Here is a 17,118-nt window from a genome sequence, read left to right on the forward strand (position 1 = left end):
GCACCCGATCGGACCAGGGGTTTTCGGTTCCTACTCGGCACCCGAACACCTGACCTTTAGTCCCGTCTTGTCCGCATTCATCGACGACCGTGTAACAGCGGTTACGAGTGGGGCCGGGTGCGGGAAGTTCGACGCCATGACGCACAACACCCCGCTCTCCCCCCGCCCCCTCCGCCACCTCTCCGAGGCCCACCGCCGGGTGCTGACGGCGGCTCAGCTCCGTGCCCACGGCGTCACCGCGGCCGAACTGACCGAGCAGTGCCGCCCCGACGGCCCCTGGCGTCAACTGCTCCCGAACGTGGTCCTGCTGCACTCCGGCAGGCCGACGAGCGAGGAGCGGCTGCACGGGGCGCTGCTGTACGCGGCCCGCGAGGTGGCGCCGGGCGTCCCGCCCCAGCCCACGGCCGGAAGCCCGCACCGCCCGCTGTACCGGGAAACGATGATCACCGGCCTCGCGGCCCTGGCCGTGTACGGCTTCTCCGCCGCCACCCCGGCACCGCCCGCGGAGCGCGTCGACGTCCTGGTGCCGCGTACGCGCCGGCTGCGCTCCACGGGGTACGTCCGGGTGCTGCGCACCTCCGCCCTGCCCACGCCCCGGGTGGTGTCGGGACTGCCGCTGGCGCCGGTGCCGCGGGCGGTGGCGGACGCGGTGGCGGACCTGACAAACGCGGAGACGGTACGGCGGCTGCTGACGGAGGCGGTGCGTGGCGGCCACTGCGAACCGGCCGCCGTGGTACGGGAGTTGACCCATGCGAAGCTGCTGAACCGGCCGCATGTGGTGGACGCGGTGGACTCGCTGGTGGCAGAGGGCCGCTCGATCGCCGAGGACCGCCTCTACCGGATGGTCGGCGAGTACGGCCTGCCCGACCCGGTGTGGAACGTCGACCTGCGGCTGCCCGGCGGCCCGCACCTCGGCGGCCTGGACGCGTACTGGCCGGACCAGGCCGTCGCCGTCGAGCTCGACACCCGCGCGCCGCGCCAGGACGAGGACGCCCTGTGGTCGGAGTACGCACGCAAGCGCGAGCACTTGGAGCGCCTGGGCATCACGGTCGTCCACATCACGCCGAAGAAGCTCAGGGACACGATGGAACAGCAGGCGGCGGTGGTGCGCACGGCCCTGATGGCGTCCGGCGACCGCGACCCGGCCGCGTATGTCGTGGTGCTCCCCCGGTAGGAACGGACCGTGGGTGCGCCGGGAGGGGAGAGGAGGGGGCCCGCGGGTCCCCTCCTCGCGTGCGTCAGTCGCCGGTGGTCCCGTCGAGCAACTCCCGTACGACGTCGATGTGTCCGTTGTGCCGGGAGGTCTCCTCGATGAGGTGCAGCAGCACCCAGCGCAGGTCGGGGTGGCGGCCGTCGCGCATCGGCCGCTCGGCCGCGGTGTCCAGGCCGGTGGCGGCGACCAGCTCGCGGTAGCGGGCGCTCTGCTCCTCGTACTCGGCGAGCAGCCGCTCCAGCGGGACGTCGACCGCGATCCGCATCTCGCGGTCGGGGTCCTCCTCGGTCCACGGCCCCTGGTCCTCCTCACCGAGGAAGACCACCTGGAACCAGTAGTACTCCACCCAGCGAAGATGGCTGATCAGGCCGCACAGGGTCATGAGCGGGGAGCCCGGCAGCGGTGCCCGGCGGGCGTCCTGCGGGGACGCGCCCTCGCACTTGGCGCGGGCGGTGGCCCGGGCGTAGTCGAGGAAGGTGGTCAGCTGTGTGCGCTCGTCCCAGGAGGAGGGCGTATCGGTTCTCTTCATCGCGGGGAACCCTCGCCCATCGCACGCTCGTCCGGCAACCGAATTGATCAGAGGGCGCCCTGCCCGCCGTAGGCGTCGGTGCGGGCCAGGTGCGAGGTGTGCACGCCGTCGAGCAGCGTGGCGTACGCGGCGATCATTCGGGTGCGGCTGAAGCGCTCACGGCTGCGCCGCAGAGCGGGTGCCAGTTCCGCGCGGCCCGCGACCGCCGCCGACCAGGCCGACGCGATGGCATCCGGGTCCGACGGGGTGACGAAGCCGTGGCCGGCGACGATCTCCGCGCTGTCACCGACGTCCGTGGTGACCGGGACCGCGCCGCACATCATGCCCTCGATCAGACACAGCGGGGCCGCCTCGCCGGAGCCGGAGGTGAGGGCGACGACATCGGCGGCGGCGTAGAGGGCCTCCATGTCGTGCCGGACACCGAGCGGACGCACCCGGTCGGCGAGTCCCGGCTCCCCGGCGAAGGCGACCTCCAGGTCGGCCCGCAGGGCGGAGTTGCCCGGGGTCATCCCGGCGCCGCACATCAGCACGTGCCCGCCACTCTCGCGGGACAGCCAGGCCCGGGCCGCCCGCAGGAGGAGCGGGACGTTCTTCATCGGGGCGTAGCGGGCCGCGAAGACGATCACCGGGGCGGAGTCCGCGATGCCCAGCGCGGCCCGCACGGCGCGGCGCGCCACGGGGTCCGGGCGGAAGCGGAGCAGGTCCACGCCGTTGGGGATGACGTGCAGCAGCTCGCGCGGGACGCCCGCCGCCTCGTACGCCGCCCGGGTGGACTCGGCGCAGCACACGCACGCGGCCACCGTGCCGTCGGCGATCGCGGTCTTCAGCGCGTCCAGGGCGGGCCCCTGGTTCTCCGGGTCGGAGCGGTGCAGGCAGACCACGACCGGGCGGCGGGGCAGACCACGCTGGTTCAGCAGGGCCAGCGGCTGTTCCTTCAGGGAGAGGATCACGTCCGCCCCCGCCATGGACCGTGCGGTTTCGGCCAGCTCGGGTCCGCTGAAAACGTTCGCCGCGACGGCGCCCTCGACCAGCCCGGCGCTGCGGCCGAGCGAGGTGACGGGGACGCCGTCGGCCGTCAGCGCCCGGTAGCAGTGGTCGTCCTCCATCCGCTGCCTGGTGGCCTCCCGATGGACCTCACTGTGGATGCCGAGCACCTGGTGGGACTGGCCACCCTCGGCCAGCCCCCGTACGACGTCGCTGTGCAGGATCCGGGCCCCTCCGGAGAAGAACCCCTCGTAGACCGACAGCACCCGCAGACCGCGCCTCGTGCGCACACGACCACCCGCCTTGCATAAGAATCGAGCCATCCCCGTGAAGAGCGGGTTAGCCGATATGAGGCGGTACGGACATTACGTACGTGTGAACGCAGAACTACGCGAATGAAACGTCGGCTAGCAGAATTCCCCGGCGATCACCGCGTCCGTGTCCCCCGCCCAGTCGCCGTTCAGATTGAGGGCCAGCGAGTGGCGGCCGTCGGCTGTCGTCACCGCCACGGACGTGGAGCCGTGGATGCCCCCGTCGTGGCCCCAGACGTGCACGCCGCAGGTCAGCTCGCGGTCGATGAGGCCGAGCCCGTAGCCGGCGCCGGGCACGCCGGTGACCTTCACCGTGGTCTTCATCTCCTTCAGCTGCCGGGCCGGCAACAGCTTTCCGCGCAGCAGCGCGCTGTAGAAGCGGTCCAGGTCGGCGGAGTCCGAGATCATCTCACCGGCCGAGGAGGCGAGGGAGGGGTTGAGGGTGGTGACGTCGTAGGTGGGGCCGGTCATGGCGGCGGCGAGCTTGGAGTAGGCCCGGACGCTCGGTCGCGGCACGGTGACCCGGGTGCCGGGCAGCGAGGTGGCCCGCAGCCGCAGCGGGTCGATGACGCGGCGCCGGATCTCGGTGGCGTACGAGTGGCCGGTGACCTTCTGGATGACCATGCCGGCCAGGACGTAGTTGGTGTTGGAGTAGCTCCAGGACGTGCCCGGGGCGAAGTCCGGCTTGTGCTTCAGGGCGATGCGCACCAGGTCGTCCGGGGTGAGGGTGTCGTAGCGGTGCCGGAAGAACCCGTCCTTGAGGAAGTAGGTGCGGGCGAAGTCGTCGTCGGTGGTGTAGTCGAAGATCCCGCTGGTGTGGTTGACCAGTTGGCGCACGGTGATGCGCCGGCCGTCGTGGCCGTGGCCGCGCACGAGGCCGGGCAGCCAGGTCTCGACGCTGTCGTCCAGGGAGAGCCGGCCCTCCGCCTCCAGCTGGAGGAGGACCGTCGCCACGAAGGTCTTGGTGATGCTGCCGACGCGGTAGCGGTCGTCGGGCGTCCTGGGCCCGCCCGTGCGCAGGTCGCCGACGCCCGCCGTCGTGGACCAGGTGCCGTGGGCGTCCTTCGCGGTGGCGGTCACCCCGGGCACCCCGGCCGCCACCACCGCCTCGACGGCCTCGCGGGTGGCCTCGTGGCCGCGGCCCGCCGTGGCGGGTCCGGCCGCCGCTACGGCCGGACCCGCCACGGCGGCCGTGAGCAGCAGGGCGGTGGCGCCCACCAGAGTCGTACGTACTCGCATCTCTTCCCCCAACCCGTGGTGTGTCGTGCGGTCGGGGGAAGTGACCCGGGAGCGTTGCGCGAAGGTTGCCTGGGTGTGCGCGGGTTGAGCGGCTTTCAGCCCTTCTTCAGCACCAGTTCGGTGTTGCGGTCGGCCGCCTTGCCCGCGAACGCCTTGTTGGCGCCGGGGGCGTTGTAGGACAGCTCGCGGTACAGGGCCGCCAGGCCGGTCTGGGAGAGGTCGGTGAAGTCGGTGCGGTGCGGGGCGGCGGACTCGACGAGGGTGGTGAAGACGGAGAGCGTGCCGTCCTTGTTGTCGACCAGCTCGACGATGCGAGCGAGCTGGGGGTAGTCGATGTGGGAGGCGGTGGAGATCTCCCAGAAGGAGCGGCCGCCCGAGGACTTGTGCGGGGTGATGATGTTCTTGTGGACGTGGCCGTTCACCCACGCGAGCACGTTGTCGTGCCGGGCGAGGAGGGCCACCACCTCGTCACCGCCGTGCCGGCGCTCGCCGGGGCGGGCCGGGTCGGGCCGGGTGTTGGTCATCGTCTTGCTGGTGTGGTGGCTGAAGACGACGGCGTAGGAGTCCTTGTTGTCCTTCAGCGTCCTGTCCAGCCACTTCAGCTGCGCGGTGCCGATGGAGCCCTCGAAGTGGCCGCCGGGGTCGTTGGTGTCGAGGCTGATCCCGATCACGTCGGCGGAGATCCGGAAGGAGTAGTACCGGGTGCCGGCGTCGAGGTTCGCCGAGGAGTAGCCGTGGCCGACCGGGCCGACGCCCTGGTAGGCCGGGTCCAGGTGGGCCTTGAGGTAGTCGGCGGGCGTGAAGGGGGCGCGCTTCTCGTCCGGGGTGACCGAGCGCATGGCGCGCGTGTGGGCCTTGAGGAAGGCGTGGTAGCCGGCGCCCGTCGGGTCCTGGGCGTTCTTGTTGGTGTCCCGGAACTTCCTCGCCTCGGCGGCGGTCGCGGTCATCAGCTTCTTTCCGCCGATGGCCGCCTCGGCGAGGTAGGAGTCGCCGTGGGAGCCGTAGACACCGAGCTGGAGGGTGTCGTGGTTGCCGACGGTGGAGTACCAGGGCAGCTTGAGGCCGGGGCTGCGCACCTCCCGGACGGCGGCGGCCAGGAAGCCCTTCAGCTGCGGGAAGCCGACCGCCTTGTCGTTGTCGCGCAGGGCGGCGTCGGGCTGCCAGTACAGCTTCAGGCCGCTGTTCTGGACGCCCTCGTAGTGCCGCGGGTCACCGGTGTCGGGGGTGATGCGGCCGCCGCTCATCACCTTCATGTACCACTCCAGCTCACACCGGGCGTTGTTGTCGGTGTTGTCCCCGGTGGTCATGACGAAGTGGAGCGGGGCGCCGGTGACGGGGCCGCCGCGCAGCGAGTTGACCCGCTCGACGAGCGAGATGGCGCCCTGCACGGTCAGCGCCTCCTGCGGGCGCCAGGCGTGCGGGTCGGCGGCCCGGACGAACTCGACGCGCAGGGGGTGCTGCACGTCCGTCAGGTGCATGTCAGTGAACTGGACGAACGCGGCGAGGGACTCGCGGCGGTTCGCGCGGCCGGACCTCGGCGTGGCCAGTTCGCCGCGTACGACCCGCTTCCAGCCGGGGCCGTCGCCGAGCCGGCGGTAGCCGGAACTCCCGTGCGGGGTGGCGACGGAGGCGAGCGTCGTGCCCTTGGTGTAGGGGGCGGCCGGCGCCGCGGCGGAGGCCTGTCCCGCGTGGGCGACGGGCTCCTCGGCGGCGGTGGCGGCCTGGCTGTCGGTGGGGCGCAGGGCGTAGCCGACTCCCGCGGAGAGCGAGACCGCTCCGGCGGCGGCGAGAAGGGTACGGCGATTGAGAGCGGAGTTGGTGACAGAGCGTGTGCGCGACATGGCGCGATCTCCCCGAGTGCGAACGCGTCGGCAGTGGTCGCGGGCCGTCGAAGACGCGAACGCCCCGCTCACCCTGGATGCTTGGCAGTGGGGATGACCTGCGCGTGAACGCGGCGGCAACGCGCGGCGCCGATCACTCTACGTGGATCTCGCGGCGCCGGGCGCGGCCATGGAGTGGATTGCCGGTGGCCCGGGGGCGGTCACTCCTCGTTCATCTTCCGGGGTAGCGGGGGGCGGTGGGGCGCCCGTCGGCCGGGCGTTCGCGCCACAGCCGCAGGGCCACGTCGACCAGCGGGACGCGGGTGAGGGCGGGTACGGCGGCCAGGTCCTGCCAGGCGGCGAAGTCCGTGGATCCGCCGACCTCGTGGCGCAGTTCGCCGCCGACGACCCTCCCCTCGTAGACCAGGCGCAGCGCGTGGTGGTCGGTCTCCCGCCACAGGCGCCGGCGTCGTATGTGGCGCCGGGAGTCCACGCCGAGCAGGCCGGTCACCTCGATGCGGTAGCCGGTCTCCTCGGTGACCTCGCGGCGGACGGTGTCGTAGGGGTCCTCGCCGTGCTCCATGCCGCCTCCCGGCAGCACCCATTCATCGGTCCCGTCGGACCCCGGCGAGCGGGCGAGCAGGAGCTGTCCGTCACGGACGCACACGGCGTAGGCCGCCACCCTCAAGTTCCGGCGCATGCCCGGACGTTAGCGCCCCGCGTCACGCGGCTCGGCGGACACCCCGGCAACCTAACCCCTATTTTTTAGATTAGGGGGTTAGACTGGACAAAGTCAACCGCTCACATACGCTTGAGCGGTTAGCCGAGGAGGAGTGACCATGTCCGCCGCACCCGATCCCCGCCCGCTCACCGGTGAGCCCCTCGCGCTCGACCTGCTCAACACCCTGTGGACCGAGGACGGGGTCACCCGGGACCTGCTCGCCGACACCGAGGGGCTGGCCGCCTGGCTCGCGGGCAACGGGCTGGCCGGGGCCCACCCGGCCGACGCGGACACCCTGCGCCATCTGCTCCAGGCCCGCGACGCCCTGCGGGCCGCGGTGGACGGGACGCCGGCCGAGGCGGCGCCGCTCGTGGACGCCGTACTGGAGCACGGGCGCGTCCGGGCCCGGCTGACCGCCGCGGGTCCGGCCGAGGAGCCCGAGTTCGCCGACCCGGCCTGGGGGCCGGCCTGGCTCGCCGCCCGCGACTACCTGGACCTGCTGGACCGGGCCCCGGAGCGGATCCGCTCCTGCGCCGGCGGCGACTGCGTCCTGCACTTCTTCGACACCTCCCGCAACGGCACCCGCCGCTGGTGCTCGATGGCGGCCTGCGGCAACCGGGCGAAGGCGTCCCGCCACTACGCCCGTTCGAAGGAGAACTGAGCGAATACCGGTCCATCGGCGTCCGATCCACACAAATCCATCGCGGGTTTTCCCCATACGTTCATCTCGATTAGGTCAACGGTCCCCAAATTCGGGCCCCTTCGGTAAGGCTGAGCGCTCTCGTACGCTCGTTCCTTACCTGAGGGATGCCGATGACCCACACGCCCGAGCGTGATCCCATACCCGGCCCGAGACGCCTGGCCCGCATAGCCGTGGCCGTGGGCGTGGTGGCCGCCCTCTCCGCGGCGGGGCTGGTGCCTCTGGCCCTCGCCGCGGACGCTCCGCCCGCCCCGGCCGCCGATCCCGGCAAGTCCGCCCAGCACAAGCTCGGTCCGGACGACGCCCAGGTGCTCGCCGAGGCCAAGGCCGACGGTGCCAAGACCATCACGATGATGATCGCGACGGCCCCGGGACGGACCGAGCAGGTCGCCGAGCAGCTCGACGCGGTCAAGGGCGGCTCCGTGGGCCGCAGTTACGACAAGGTCGGCTATGTCCGGGCCACCGTGCCCACCGGCCGGGCGGACGCCGCGATCAAGGCCGCGGCGGCACTCTCCTCGGTGCACGCCATCGACCTCAAGCAGGAGATCGCGCTCGACGACCCGACGCCGGACGCGGACACCGCCGCCTCGCGCGCCACCGGATCCCACCCGGCCAAGGGCGGCCCCACCGGACCGGGCCGCGACACCCCGGCGGAGAACCCGTACAACCCGTCCTTCGAGACCGGTGCCGTCGACTTCGTCAAGGAGCACCCGAAGGCGGACGGCCGCGGCGTCACCATCGGCATCCTCGACTCCGGCGTCGACCTCGGCCACCCGGCGCTGAGCAGGACCAGCACCGGCGAGCGCAAGATCGTCGACTGGGTGACCGCGACGGACCCGATCCTGGACAACGACGGCACCTGGCGGCGGATGACCAACCCGGTCAGCGGCCCCTCGTTCAGCTACGGCGGCACGACCTGGAAGGCCCCGGCGGGCGACTACCAGGTCAGCCTGTTCCGCGAGTCCGCGACGGCCGGCGGTGACGCCAAGGGCGACGCCAACCGGGACGGCGACACCACCGACGCCTGGGGCATCCTCTACGACCCGGTCGCCGGCACGGTCCGCGTCGACCTGGACAACGACTTCGACTTCACCGACGACACGCCGATGAAGCCGTACAAGGACGGCTACCAGATCGGGTACTTCGGCACCGACGACCCGAAGACCGACGTCGTGGAGCGGCAGCCGTTCGTCGTCCAGATCCGCAAGGACGTGCCCACCGACCCGTACGGCGGCGACTGGGTCGACAAGAAGGCCGACTTCGTCAACATCGGCGTCATCGAGTCCGAGCACGGCACCCACGTCGCCGGCATCACCGCCGCCAACGGCCTGTTCGGCGGGAAGATGAACGGCGCCGCCCCCGGCGCGAAGATCGTCTCCTCGCGGGCCTGCACCTGGAGCGGCGGCTGCACCAACGTCGCGCTCACCGAGGGCATGATCGACCTCGTCACCAACCGCGGCGTCGACATCGTCAACATGTCGATCGGCGGGCTGCCGGCGCTGAACGACGGCAACAACGCGCGCGCCGAGCTGTACACCCGGCTCATCGACACCTACGGCGTCCAGCTGGTCATCTCCGCGGGCAACGAGGGTCCCGGCGCGAACACCATCGGTGACCCCGGACTCGCCGACAAGGTGATCTCGGTCGGCGCGACCATCTCCAAGGAGACCTGGGCCGCCAACTACGGCTCGGTCGTGGCGGCCAAGTACGCGATGATGCCCTTCTCCTCGCGCGGCCCGCGCGAGGACGGCGGATTCACGCCGACCCTGAGCGCGCCCGGCGCCGCGATCAACACCACCCAGACCTGGCTGCCCGGTTCGCCGGTCGCCGAGGCGGGCTACGCGCTGCCGGCCGGCTATTCGATGCTCCAGGGCACCTCGATGGCGTCCCCGCAGGCCACCGGCGCCTCCGCGCTGCTGCTGTCGGCCGCGAAGCAGAAGGGCATCGATCTGACGCCCGCCACCCTGCGCACGGCCCTGACCTCCACCGCCGACCACATCAAGGGTGTGCAGGCGTACGAGGAGGGCGCGGGCCTGATCAACGTCGTGGACGCGTGGGACGCGGTCCGTGAGGGTGCCTCGGCCCACGACTACACCGTGAAGGCCCCCGTCGACACCGCGATCGACGACGCCCTGAAGACCCCCGGCTTCGGCACCGGACTCTACGACCGCGAGGGCGGCCTGAAGGCCGGCCAGAAGAAGACGTACGACGTCACCGTCACCCGGACCTCCGGGCCGGACAAGGCCGTCCGGCACGAGCTGTACTTCGAGAACGACCCGGAGCACACGTTCCGGATCCTCGGCGACGACGTGGTGCGGCTGCCGCTGAACCAGCCGGTGACCGTCAAGGTGCAGGCGGCGCCGCGGTCCGCGGGCATCAAGAGCGCGATCCTCGAGGTCGACGACCCGAGGACGGAGGGTGTCGACAAGCAGGTCCTGTCCACCGTGGTGGTCGCCTCGCCGGTGCGCGACACCTACTCGGTCTCCGGTTCGGTGCAGCGCAACAGCACGCGCTCGTACTTCCTGACCGTGCCCGAGGGCGCCAGGTCCCTCGAGGTCGCCCTCGGCGGGCTGAAGGACAAGAGCCAGACCCGGTTCATCGCCATCCACCCGTACGGCACCCCGGTCGACAAGACCGGCACCCCGTACTGCTACCCGAACTACCTGGACGGCAACGGCTGCAAGCCCGACGTGCGCGCGTACGCCGACCCGCAGCCCGGTGTCTGGGAGGTCGAGGTCGAGTCCCGGCGCACCTCGCCGCTGCTCGACAACCCCTACCGGCTCGACGTGTCCGTCCTCGGCGCCGCGTTCGACCCGCAGACCGTGACCGTCCCCGAGGCGAGGGTCGGCACGCCGGTCACCGCCTCCTGGAAGGTGACCAATTCCTACGCGGCCCTGGACGGCAAGCTCGTCGGCGGCCCGCTCGGCTCCTCCGAGACGACCCGCCCGGCGATCAGGCAGGGTGAGACGCGGACCACCACGGTGGTCGTCCCGGCCGGTGCCACGTCGCTCGACGTCGCCATCGGGGGCGTCTCGGACGCGGCGGCCGACCTGGACCTGACCGTGTACGACGCGAACGGCAAGCAGGTCGGGCAGTCCGCCGACGGTGACTCGGAGGAGGCGGTCTCGCTGCCGTCCCCGGCCGCCGGGACCTACACCGTCCAGGTCGTGGGGTACTCGGTGCCCTCCGGTTCCACCGACTACGACTACCGGGACGTGTTCTTCTCCGCCGCGCTCGGCAGCGTCACGGTCGACGGCTCGGCCCCGGTCAAGCTCGACACGGGAGCCTCGGCGACGGTCTCCGGGCAGGTCACGGCCGCGGCGGAGGCGCCGGCCGGCCGTGAGTTCTTCGGCCGGGTCCAGCTGGTGAACGCCCGTGGCACGGTGGCCGGCACCGGCAGCGTGAAGATCGAGAAGGTCACGCCGTGACGGGGTGACCCGGTCCACTGAAGCGAAGGGGCGGGTGTCCTGGCGGACGCCCGCCCCTTCGCCGTACCCGGGGGCTCAGGGGCAGGTGAGGTGCGCGGAGGCCGGCAGGGCCTCGGTGATCCAGGCGCGAGCGGCGGCGACCCCTCGATCGCCCACGGTCCACCGGTTCGCGTAACCCTCGCCCCGGCCGATCCGCACCAGCACATGCTGCCCGGCGCGCGGTGCCGGCCGCGCGGCGGCGCCGAGGAGGAAGGTGACCTCGGCCGGGCCGCGCGCGGGCCGGTAGGAGCGGGTCACGGTGAGGGTGATCCGAGTCTCCGGTGAGCCTTGGCGCCGGGCCACCCTCGCCACGGTGCCCTCCACCACCAGCCGGGAGCAGGCCAGCTCGCGCCCCGGGTCGGAGGGCCGACCGGCGTCACCGGGCACCCCGGCCGGGGCGTCCGCGGCGCCCTTCGCCCCGTCGGCTCCGGCTCCCCCGCTCATCGTCGCGTCTCCGGCGGAGTGCGTCAGCAGCCACCCGAACCCGACGACCAGGGAGCAGACGGCGACCCCGGCGAGCGATCCGACCACGGCCCGCCGCCCCGCATGCGAGGGCCGCCCCCCGCGGACGGAACGCGTGCCTACGCGGGCGCCGCCCCGAGCACCCCGCTTCCCGGCCGGCACGGCGTGTCCCCCGGCCGGGTTCGTGTCGGTCCCCGGTGACGGGTCTGCGGTGAGGGTCTCGGCCAGCCGGGTGAGCTGGGTTCTCAGCACCGCCAGGTCGGCCTCGGCCGCGCGGTGCTCGGCGCGGAAGGACGCGTCGCGGCGGGCCTCCGGTGGCAGGGGGGTACCGGTGATCGCCGCCATCAGGGCGTCCGTGCCGTCGTAGGACACGCGGTCCGCGTCCTCGTGCTCGGCGGTCATGTCACACCACCTCGTCCTCGTGCAGCCGCTCGCGCAGCGCGCGGACCGCCGTGTGCAGCCTGCTCTTGACCGTGCCCTCGGGGATGCCCAGCTCCCCGGCGATGTCCCGCACCGGCAGGTCGGCGAAGAAGCGCAGGACGACCACCTGCCGGTGCGTGGCGGGCAGTTCGTCCAGGCCCCGGGCGACGACGAGGGAGAGCAGGCTGCCCTCCTCGCCGGAGGGGTGCGCGGCCTCGTGCACCGCGGCCAGCCGCTCCCCCAGCCGTTCCCGGCGCCGCTTGGCCCGGTGCCAGTCCATGGCCAGGTTGGAGGCGACCACCGCCGCCCAGGCCGACACGTCCCGCGGTGCCTCGCGGCCGCTCGCGGTGCGTTCCAGCAGCCGCAGCCGGACCTGTTGCACCCCGTCCGGCAGGTCCGACTGCGGCACCCCGCCGAGCGCGAGCACCGCCCGCACCCGGCGTTCCTGGGCCGCGTCCAGCGGATCACCGCCGGCACGTTCCGTACCGGTGACGTCCGCCCCCTGATCACGGCGCGTCCTTCCGCGCAGCACAAGCCACCCCCTCACCCGTCCGCCCCTACGACGCCGGAGCCCGGCGGAACGTTCGGACGCGCCCGGGATTTCCCCGCCGGCGGCCGAGGCGTACGTCACACCGCCGTGTGGCCGCGGGCCGGACGGGCAGTGACCGGACAGCACAGCTTTCGGCGCGGACCCCCTGCGAAGCGAATATCTCCAGCTCAGCGGGGTGTCCGACGGAGGCAGGGAACCGTACCAGGGGTGATCGTGTCCCACCCTTCGGGCACGCCTCGCAAAGAATTGGACACGCGGACCGGGGTCGGCCGCATGATGGGAAAGCCCCGGTCATGAGAGAGCACGGATAGAGGGAGTCGCTGTGAGGGTCGGAATCGTCGGAGCCACCGGTCAGGTCGGCACGGTCATGCGCAGGATCCTCGTGGAGCGGAACTTCCCCCTCACGCAGCTGCGCCTGTTCGCCTCGGCCCGTTCGGCCGGCACCGTGCTGGACGGCGTGACGGTGGAGGACGCGGCGTCCGCCGACTACAGCGGCCTCGACATCGTGCTCTTCTCCGCGGGCGGCGCCACCTCCAAGGCGCTGGCCGAAAAGGTCGCCGCCCAGGGCGCGGTCGTCATCGACAACTCCTCCGCCTGGCGCAGGGACCCCGAGGTCCCGCTGGTGGTCTCCGAGGTGAACCCGCACGCGATCGCGGACCGCCCCAAGGGCATCATCGCCAACCCGAACTGCACCACCATGGCCGCGATGCCGGTGCTGGGTCCGCTGCACGAGGAGGCCGGTCTGGAGGCGCTGGTCGTCGCCACCTACCAGGCGGTGTCCGGTTCCGGCCTCGCGGGCGTGGCCGAGCTGCACGGCCAGGTGCAGAAGGTCGCCGCCGAGGCCGACAGGCTCACCCACGACGGCTCGGCGGTCGACTTCCCCGAGCCGCAGGTCTACAAGCGCGCCATCGCCTTCAACGTGCTGCCGCTCGCGGGCAACATCGTCGACGACGGTTCGCACGAGACCGACGAGGAGCAGAAGCTGCGCAACGAGTCCCGCAAGATCCTGGAGATCCCCGGGCTGAAGGTGTCCGGCACCTGTGTGCGCGTCCCGGTCTTCTCCGGTCACTCCCTCCAGGTCAACGCCCGTTTCGCCCGCCCGATCAGCCCGGAGCGCGCGACCGAGCTGCTCGCCGGCGCGCCCGGTGTGGCCCTCTCCGACATCCCCACCCCGCTGCAGGCGGCCGGTCAGGACCCGTCGTACGTCGGCCGGATCCGCCGGGACGAGACGGTGGACAACGGTCTGGCCCTGTTCATCTCCAACGACAACCTCCGCAAGGGTGCCGCGCTGAACGCGGTGCAGATCGCGGAGCTGGTGGCGGCGGAGCTGTCCGGCCAGTAGCGGACGGCAGCGCGAAGGGGCGGTCACGGCCACGTGACCGCCCCTTCGGCGTGTCAGGGGCGCCGCACCTCGTAGAGAAAGCACCCGTACTCCACCGCCCGCACATGCACCAGCGCCACCCGCGGGTCGGCGAACGCCTCGGCGAAGGCCGGCTCGAATCCGGCGGCGTCCTCCACCAGCCGGCCGCCGAGGATCCGGCCGTCGGCCGAGTAGCGGCGCACCATGCGGTGACTGTTGGTGAAGGGCAGGGCGTCGCCGTCCGGACCGGGGCAGTCCGAGGCGTGCACGAAGACCGGGCCCTGCTCGTCGTAGGGCCCGGGATCGGCTCCCGTCCCGGCCGCCCAGCGGCGCAGCGGCGCGTAGCTGACCAGGGCGATCCGCTCGCCGGGGGTGCTGTGCCGCAGACAGCAGCGCAGCGGCGCGCCGCCCTCCTCGTCGGTGAACGGGACCGCGGGCCGGCCGGCGTCGTCGGCGGCGCGCAGCTCCTTGAGGGCCGCGGCCGGAATGGGCAGCGGGGTGTGGGCCGCGGGGTGCGCGCCGTGTGCGGTCGTGCGCGGGGTCGTGTGTGTCGTCATGTCCCCCAGCGTTCCGCGACGGCGCCACCTCCACCGGCGGGAACCGGACATCGCGTTCCCCGCCGGTCCCATGGAAGGATGACGCAACCGACACATAACGAGGAGATGACCGCGTGCCTGGCACAAACCTGACTCGCGAAGAGGCGCGGCAGCGGGCTGAGCTGCTCACCGTTGACTCGTACGAGATCGATCTCGACCTCTCCGGCGCGCAGGAGGGCGGTACCTACCGGTCCGTGACCACGGTGCGCTTCGACGTCGCCCGCGGTGGCGTGGAGTCGTTCATCGACCTGGTGGCCCCCGCCGTCCACGAGGTGGTGCTCAACGGCGACCAGCTGGACGCCGCCGAGATCTTCGCGGACTCCCGCATCACCCTGCCGGGGCTGCTGGAGGGGCGCAACGTCCTGCGGGTCGTCGCGGACTGCGCCTACACCAACACCGGTGAGGGACTGCACCGCTTCGTCGACCCGGTCGACGAGCAGGCCTACCTCTACACCCAGTTCGAGGTCCCGGACGCCCGCCGCGTCTTCGCCTCCTTCGAACAGCCCGACCTCAAGGCCACCTTCCAGTTCACCGTGAAGGCGCCCGAGGGCTGGACCGTCATTTCCAACTCGCCGACGCCCGAGCCCGAGGACCACGTCTGGCGCTTCGAGCCGACGCCGCGCATCTCGACGTACATCACGGCGCTCATCGCCGGCCCGTACCACTCGGTGCACAGCGTGTACGAGAAGGACGGGCAGTCCGTGCCGCTCGGCATCTACTGCCGGCCCTCGCTCGCCGAGTTCCTCGACTCGGAGGCGATCTTCGAGGTCACCCGGCAGGGCTTCGACTGGTTCCAGGAGAAGTTCGACTACCAGTACCCCTTCACCAAGTACGACCAGCTGTTCGTGCCCGAGTTCAACGCGGGCGCGATGGAGAACGCCGGCGCGGTGACCATCCGCGACCAGTACGTCTTCCGGTCCAAGGTGACCGACGCGGCCTACGAGGTGCGCGCGGAGACCATCCTGCACGAGCTGGCCCACATGTGGTTCGGCGACCTGGTCACCATGGAGTGGTGGAACGACCTGTGGCTGAACGAGTCGTTCGCCACCTACACCTCCATCGCCTGCCAGGCCGCGGCGCCCGGCTCGAAGTGGCCGCACTCGTGGACCACGTTCGCCAACTCGATGAAGACGTGGGCGTACCGGCAGGACCAGCTGCCGTCCACGCACCCGATCATGGCGGACATCCGCGACCTCGACGACGTCCTGGTCAACTTCGACGGCATCACCTACGCCAAGGGCGCGAGCGTGCTCAAGCAGCTGGTGGCCTATGTCGGCGAGGACGAGTTCTTCACCGGTGTGCAGGCCTACTTCAAGCGGCACGCGTTCGGCAACACCCGGCTGTCGGATCTGCTGGGTGCCCTGGAGGAGACCTCCGGCCGCGATCTGAAGACCTGGTCGGGGAAGTGGCTGGAGACGGCCGGCATCAACGTGCTGCGGCCCGAGATCGCCACCGACACGGACGGCGTGATCACGTCCTTCGCCGTCCGCCAGGAGGCCCCGGCGCTGCCCGCCGGCGCCAAGGGCGAGCCGACCCTGCGCCCGCACCGCATCGCGATCGGCCTGTACGACCTGGACGCGGACTCCGGCAAGCTGGTGCGCACCGAGCGGATCGAGCTGGACGTCGACGGCGAGCTGACCGCCGTACCGCAGCTGTCGGGCACCCGGCGTCCGGCGGTCGTGCTGCTCAACGACGACGACCTGTCCTACGCCAAGGTCCGGCTGGACGAGGAGTCGCTGCGGACGGTCACCGAGCACCTCGGCGACTTCGAGGCGTCGCTGCCGCGCGCGCTGTGCTGGGCGTCGGCCTGGGACATGACGCGGGACGCCGAGCTGGCCGCCCGTGACTACCTCTCGCTGGTGCTGTCCGGGATCGGCAAGGAGTCCGACATCGGCGTGGTGCAGTCCCTGCACCGCCAGGTCAAGCTGGCGATCGACCTGTACGCCGATCCGGCCGCCCGCGAGTCGCTGCTGACCCGCTGGACCGACGCCACGCTGGCCCATCTGCGCGCGGCCGAGCCGGGCGGCGACCACCAGCTGGCCTGGGCGCGGGCGTTCGCGGCGACCGCGCGCACCCCCGAGCAGCTGGACCTGCTGGAGGCCCTGCTGGACGGCGCGCAGACCGTCGAGGGGCTGGCCGTGGACACCGAGCTGCGCTGGGCGTTCGTGCAGCGGCTCGCGGCGGTCGGCCGGTTCGACGAGGCCGAGATCGCGGACGAGTACGAGCGGGACCGGACCGCGGCCGGTGAGCGGCACGCGGCCACCGCCCGCGCGGCCCGTCCCACTCAGGAGGCCAAGGCGGAGGCGTGGGCGTCGGTCGTGGAGTCCGACAAGCTGCCCAACGCCGTGCAGGAGGCCGTGATCGGCGGCTTCGTGCAGACCGACCAGCGTGAGCTGCTGGCGCCGTACACGGACCGCTACTTCGAGGTCCTCAAGACCGTCTGGGATTCCCGTTCGCACGAGATGGCCCAGCAGATCGCGGTCGGCCTGTACCCGTCGGTCCAGGTCTCCGAGGAGATCCTGTCCAAGACGGACACCTGGCTGGCGGCAGCCGAACCGAACGCGGCCCTGCGCCGCCTCGTCTCGGAGTCCCGCTCGGGCGTCGAGCGAGCGCTGAAGGCCCAGGCGGCGGACGCGGCGGCGACGACGGCGTAAGCCGGGGGTGCGGCCCGCGCGGCCCGAGGGACCGTCGGTCCGGTGGGGCGCACGGTCCGCACCGCCGCTGTGGGTGTGTCACGAGGGGCGTC

The 17,118-nt window shown here is 72.1% G+C and carries 13 protein-coding genes; 5 read left to right on the forward strand and 8 right to left on the reverse strand.

The features are described 5' to 3' along the window. Nucleotides 1–136: 136 nt before the first annotated feature. On the forward strand, nucleotides 137–1,174 hold the full coding sequence (locus ACIBA9_RS15485; RefSeq protein ID WP_399363170.1) for a hypothetical protein: 1,038 nt from the start codon (nucleotides 137–139) through the stop codon (nucleotides 1,172–1,174). A 64-nt stretch (nucleotides 1,175–1,238) separates the two neighbouring features. Here the strand turns inward: ACIBA9_RS15485 and ACIBA9_RS15490 are convergent, their stop codons facing one another. From ACIBA9_RS15490 to ACIBA9_RS15510, 5 genes are all read right to left on the reverse strand, one after another. Continuing rightward, nucleotides 1,239–1,742: a DinB family protein gene (locus ACIBA9_RS15490; protein ID WP_399363172.1), complete on the reverse strand. Its 504-nt coding sequence runs from the start codon at nucleotides 1,740–1,742 to the stop codon at nucleotides 1,239–1,241. 47 nt (nucleotides 1,743–1,789) lie between these two features. Continuing rightward, on the reverse strand, nucleotides 1,790–2,992 hold the full coding sequence (locus ACIBA9_RS15495) for a glycosyltransferase (protein ID WP_399363613.1): 1,203 nt from the start codon (nucleotides 2,990–2,992) through the stop codon (nucleotides 1,790–1,792). A 141-nt stretch (nucleotides 2,993–3,133) separates the two neighbouring features. Continuing rightward, on the reverse strand, nucleotides 3,134–4,276 hold the full coding sequence (locus ACIBA9_RS15500; RefSeq protein ID WP_399363175.1) for a serine hydrolase domain-containing protein: 1,143 nt from the start codon (nucleotides 4,274–4,276) through the stop codon (nucleotides 3,134–3,136). A 95-nt stretch (nucleotides 4,277–4,371) separates the two neighbouring features. Beyond that, nucleotides 4,372–6,117 carry a TIGR03767 family metallophosphoesterase gene (locus ACIBA9_RS15505; RefSeq protein WP_399363177.1) on the reverse strand — a complete coding sequence of 582 codons (1,746 nt, stop codon included), beginning with the start codon at nucleotides 6,115–6,117 and terminating at the stop codon, nucleotides 4,372–4,374. A 211-nt stretch (nucleotides 6,118–6,328) separates the two neighbouring features. Further along, nucleotides 6,329–6,796 (reverse strand): NUDIX hydrolase, encoded by a 468-nt coding sequence (locus ACIBA9_RS15510; protein WP_399363180.1) that lies wholly within the window; start codon nucleotides 6,794–6,796, stop codon nucleotides 6,329–6,331. Between the two features lie 139 nt (nucleotides 6,797–6,935). Here ACIBA9_RS15510 and ACIBA9_RS15515 point away from each other — a divergent pair, with 139 nt between their 5' ends. Together ACIBA9_RS15515 and ACIBA9_RS15520 are read left to right on the forward strand one after the other, a co-directional pair. Then, nucleotides 6,936–7,478, forward strand: a complete 543-nt coding sequence (locus tag ACIBA9_RS15515) for a CGNR zinc finger domain-containing protein (RefSeq protein ID WP_399363181.1) — start codon at nucleotides 6,936–6,938, stop codon at nucleotides 7,476–7,478. A gap of 152 nt (nucleotides 7,479–7,630) precedes the next feature. Beyond that, entirely contained in the window at nucleotides 7,631–10,945 is a 3,315-nt protein-coding gene (locus ACIBA9_RS15520) for a S8 family serine peptidase (protein WP_399363184.1), read from the forward strand. A gap of 75 nt (nucleotides 10,946–11,020) precedes the next feature. On the opposite strand, the gene ACIBA9_RS15525 is transcribed toward ACIBA9_RS15520, so the two are convergent. Both ACIBA9_RS15525 and ACIBA9_RS15530 read right to left on the reverse strand, forming a co-directional pair. Beyond that, nucleotides 11,021–11,848: a hypothetical protein gene (locus ACIBA9_RS15525; RefSeq protein WP_399363186.1), complete on the reverse strand. Its 828-nt coding sequence runs from the start codon at nucleotides 11,846–11,848 to the stop codon at nucleotides 11,021–11,023. A gap of 1 nt (nucleotide 11,849) precedes the next feature. Further along, entirely contained in the window at nucleotides 11,850–12,398 is a 549-nt protein-coding gene (locus tag ACIBA9_RS15530; RefSeq protein ID WP_399363188.1) for an RNA polymerase sigma factor, read from the reverse strand. A 340-nt stretch (nucleotides 12,399–12,738) separates the two neighbouring features. Here ACIBA9_RS15530 and ACIBA9_RS15535 point away from each other — a divergent pair, with 340 nt between their 5' ends. Further along, nucleotides 12,739–13,758 carry an aspartate-semialdehyde dehydrogenase gene (locus tag ACIBA9_RS15535; RefSeq protein WP_399363191.1) on the forward strand — a complete coding sequence of 340 codons (1,020 nt, stop codon included), beginning with the start codon at nucleotides 12,739–12,741 and terminating at the stop codon, nucleotides 13,756–13,758. A gap of 53 nt (nucleotides 13,759–13,811) precedes the next feature. On the opposite strand, the gene ACIBA9_RS15540 is transcribed toward ACIBA9_RS15535, so the two are convergent. Next, entirely contained in the window at nucleotides 13,812–14,333 is a 522-nt protein-coding gene (locus ACIBA9_RS15540; RefSeq protein WP_399363195.1) for a DUF1203 domain-containing protein, read from the reverse strand. 113 nt (nucleotides 14,334–14,446) lie between these two features. On the opposite strand from ACIBA9_RS15540, the gene pepN reads away from it, so the two are divergent. Next, nucleotides 14,447–17,026 (forward strand): aminopeptidase N, encoded by a 2,580-nt coding sequence (gene pepN, locus ACIBA9_RS15545; protein WP_399363197.1) that lies wholly within the window; start codon nucleotides 14,447–14,449, stop codon nucleotides 17,024–17,026. Nucleotides 17,027–17,118 lie beyond the last annotated feature (92 nt).

Origin of the sequence: Streptomyces sp. NPDC051452 (assembly GCF_044454765.1) — a bacterium.
Classification (GTDB): Bacteria; Actinomycetota; Actinomycetes; order Streptomycetales; family Streptomycetaceae; genus Streptomyces.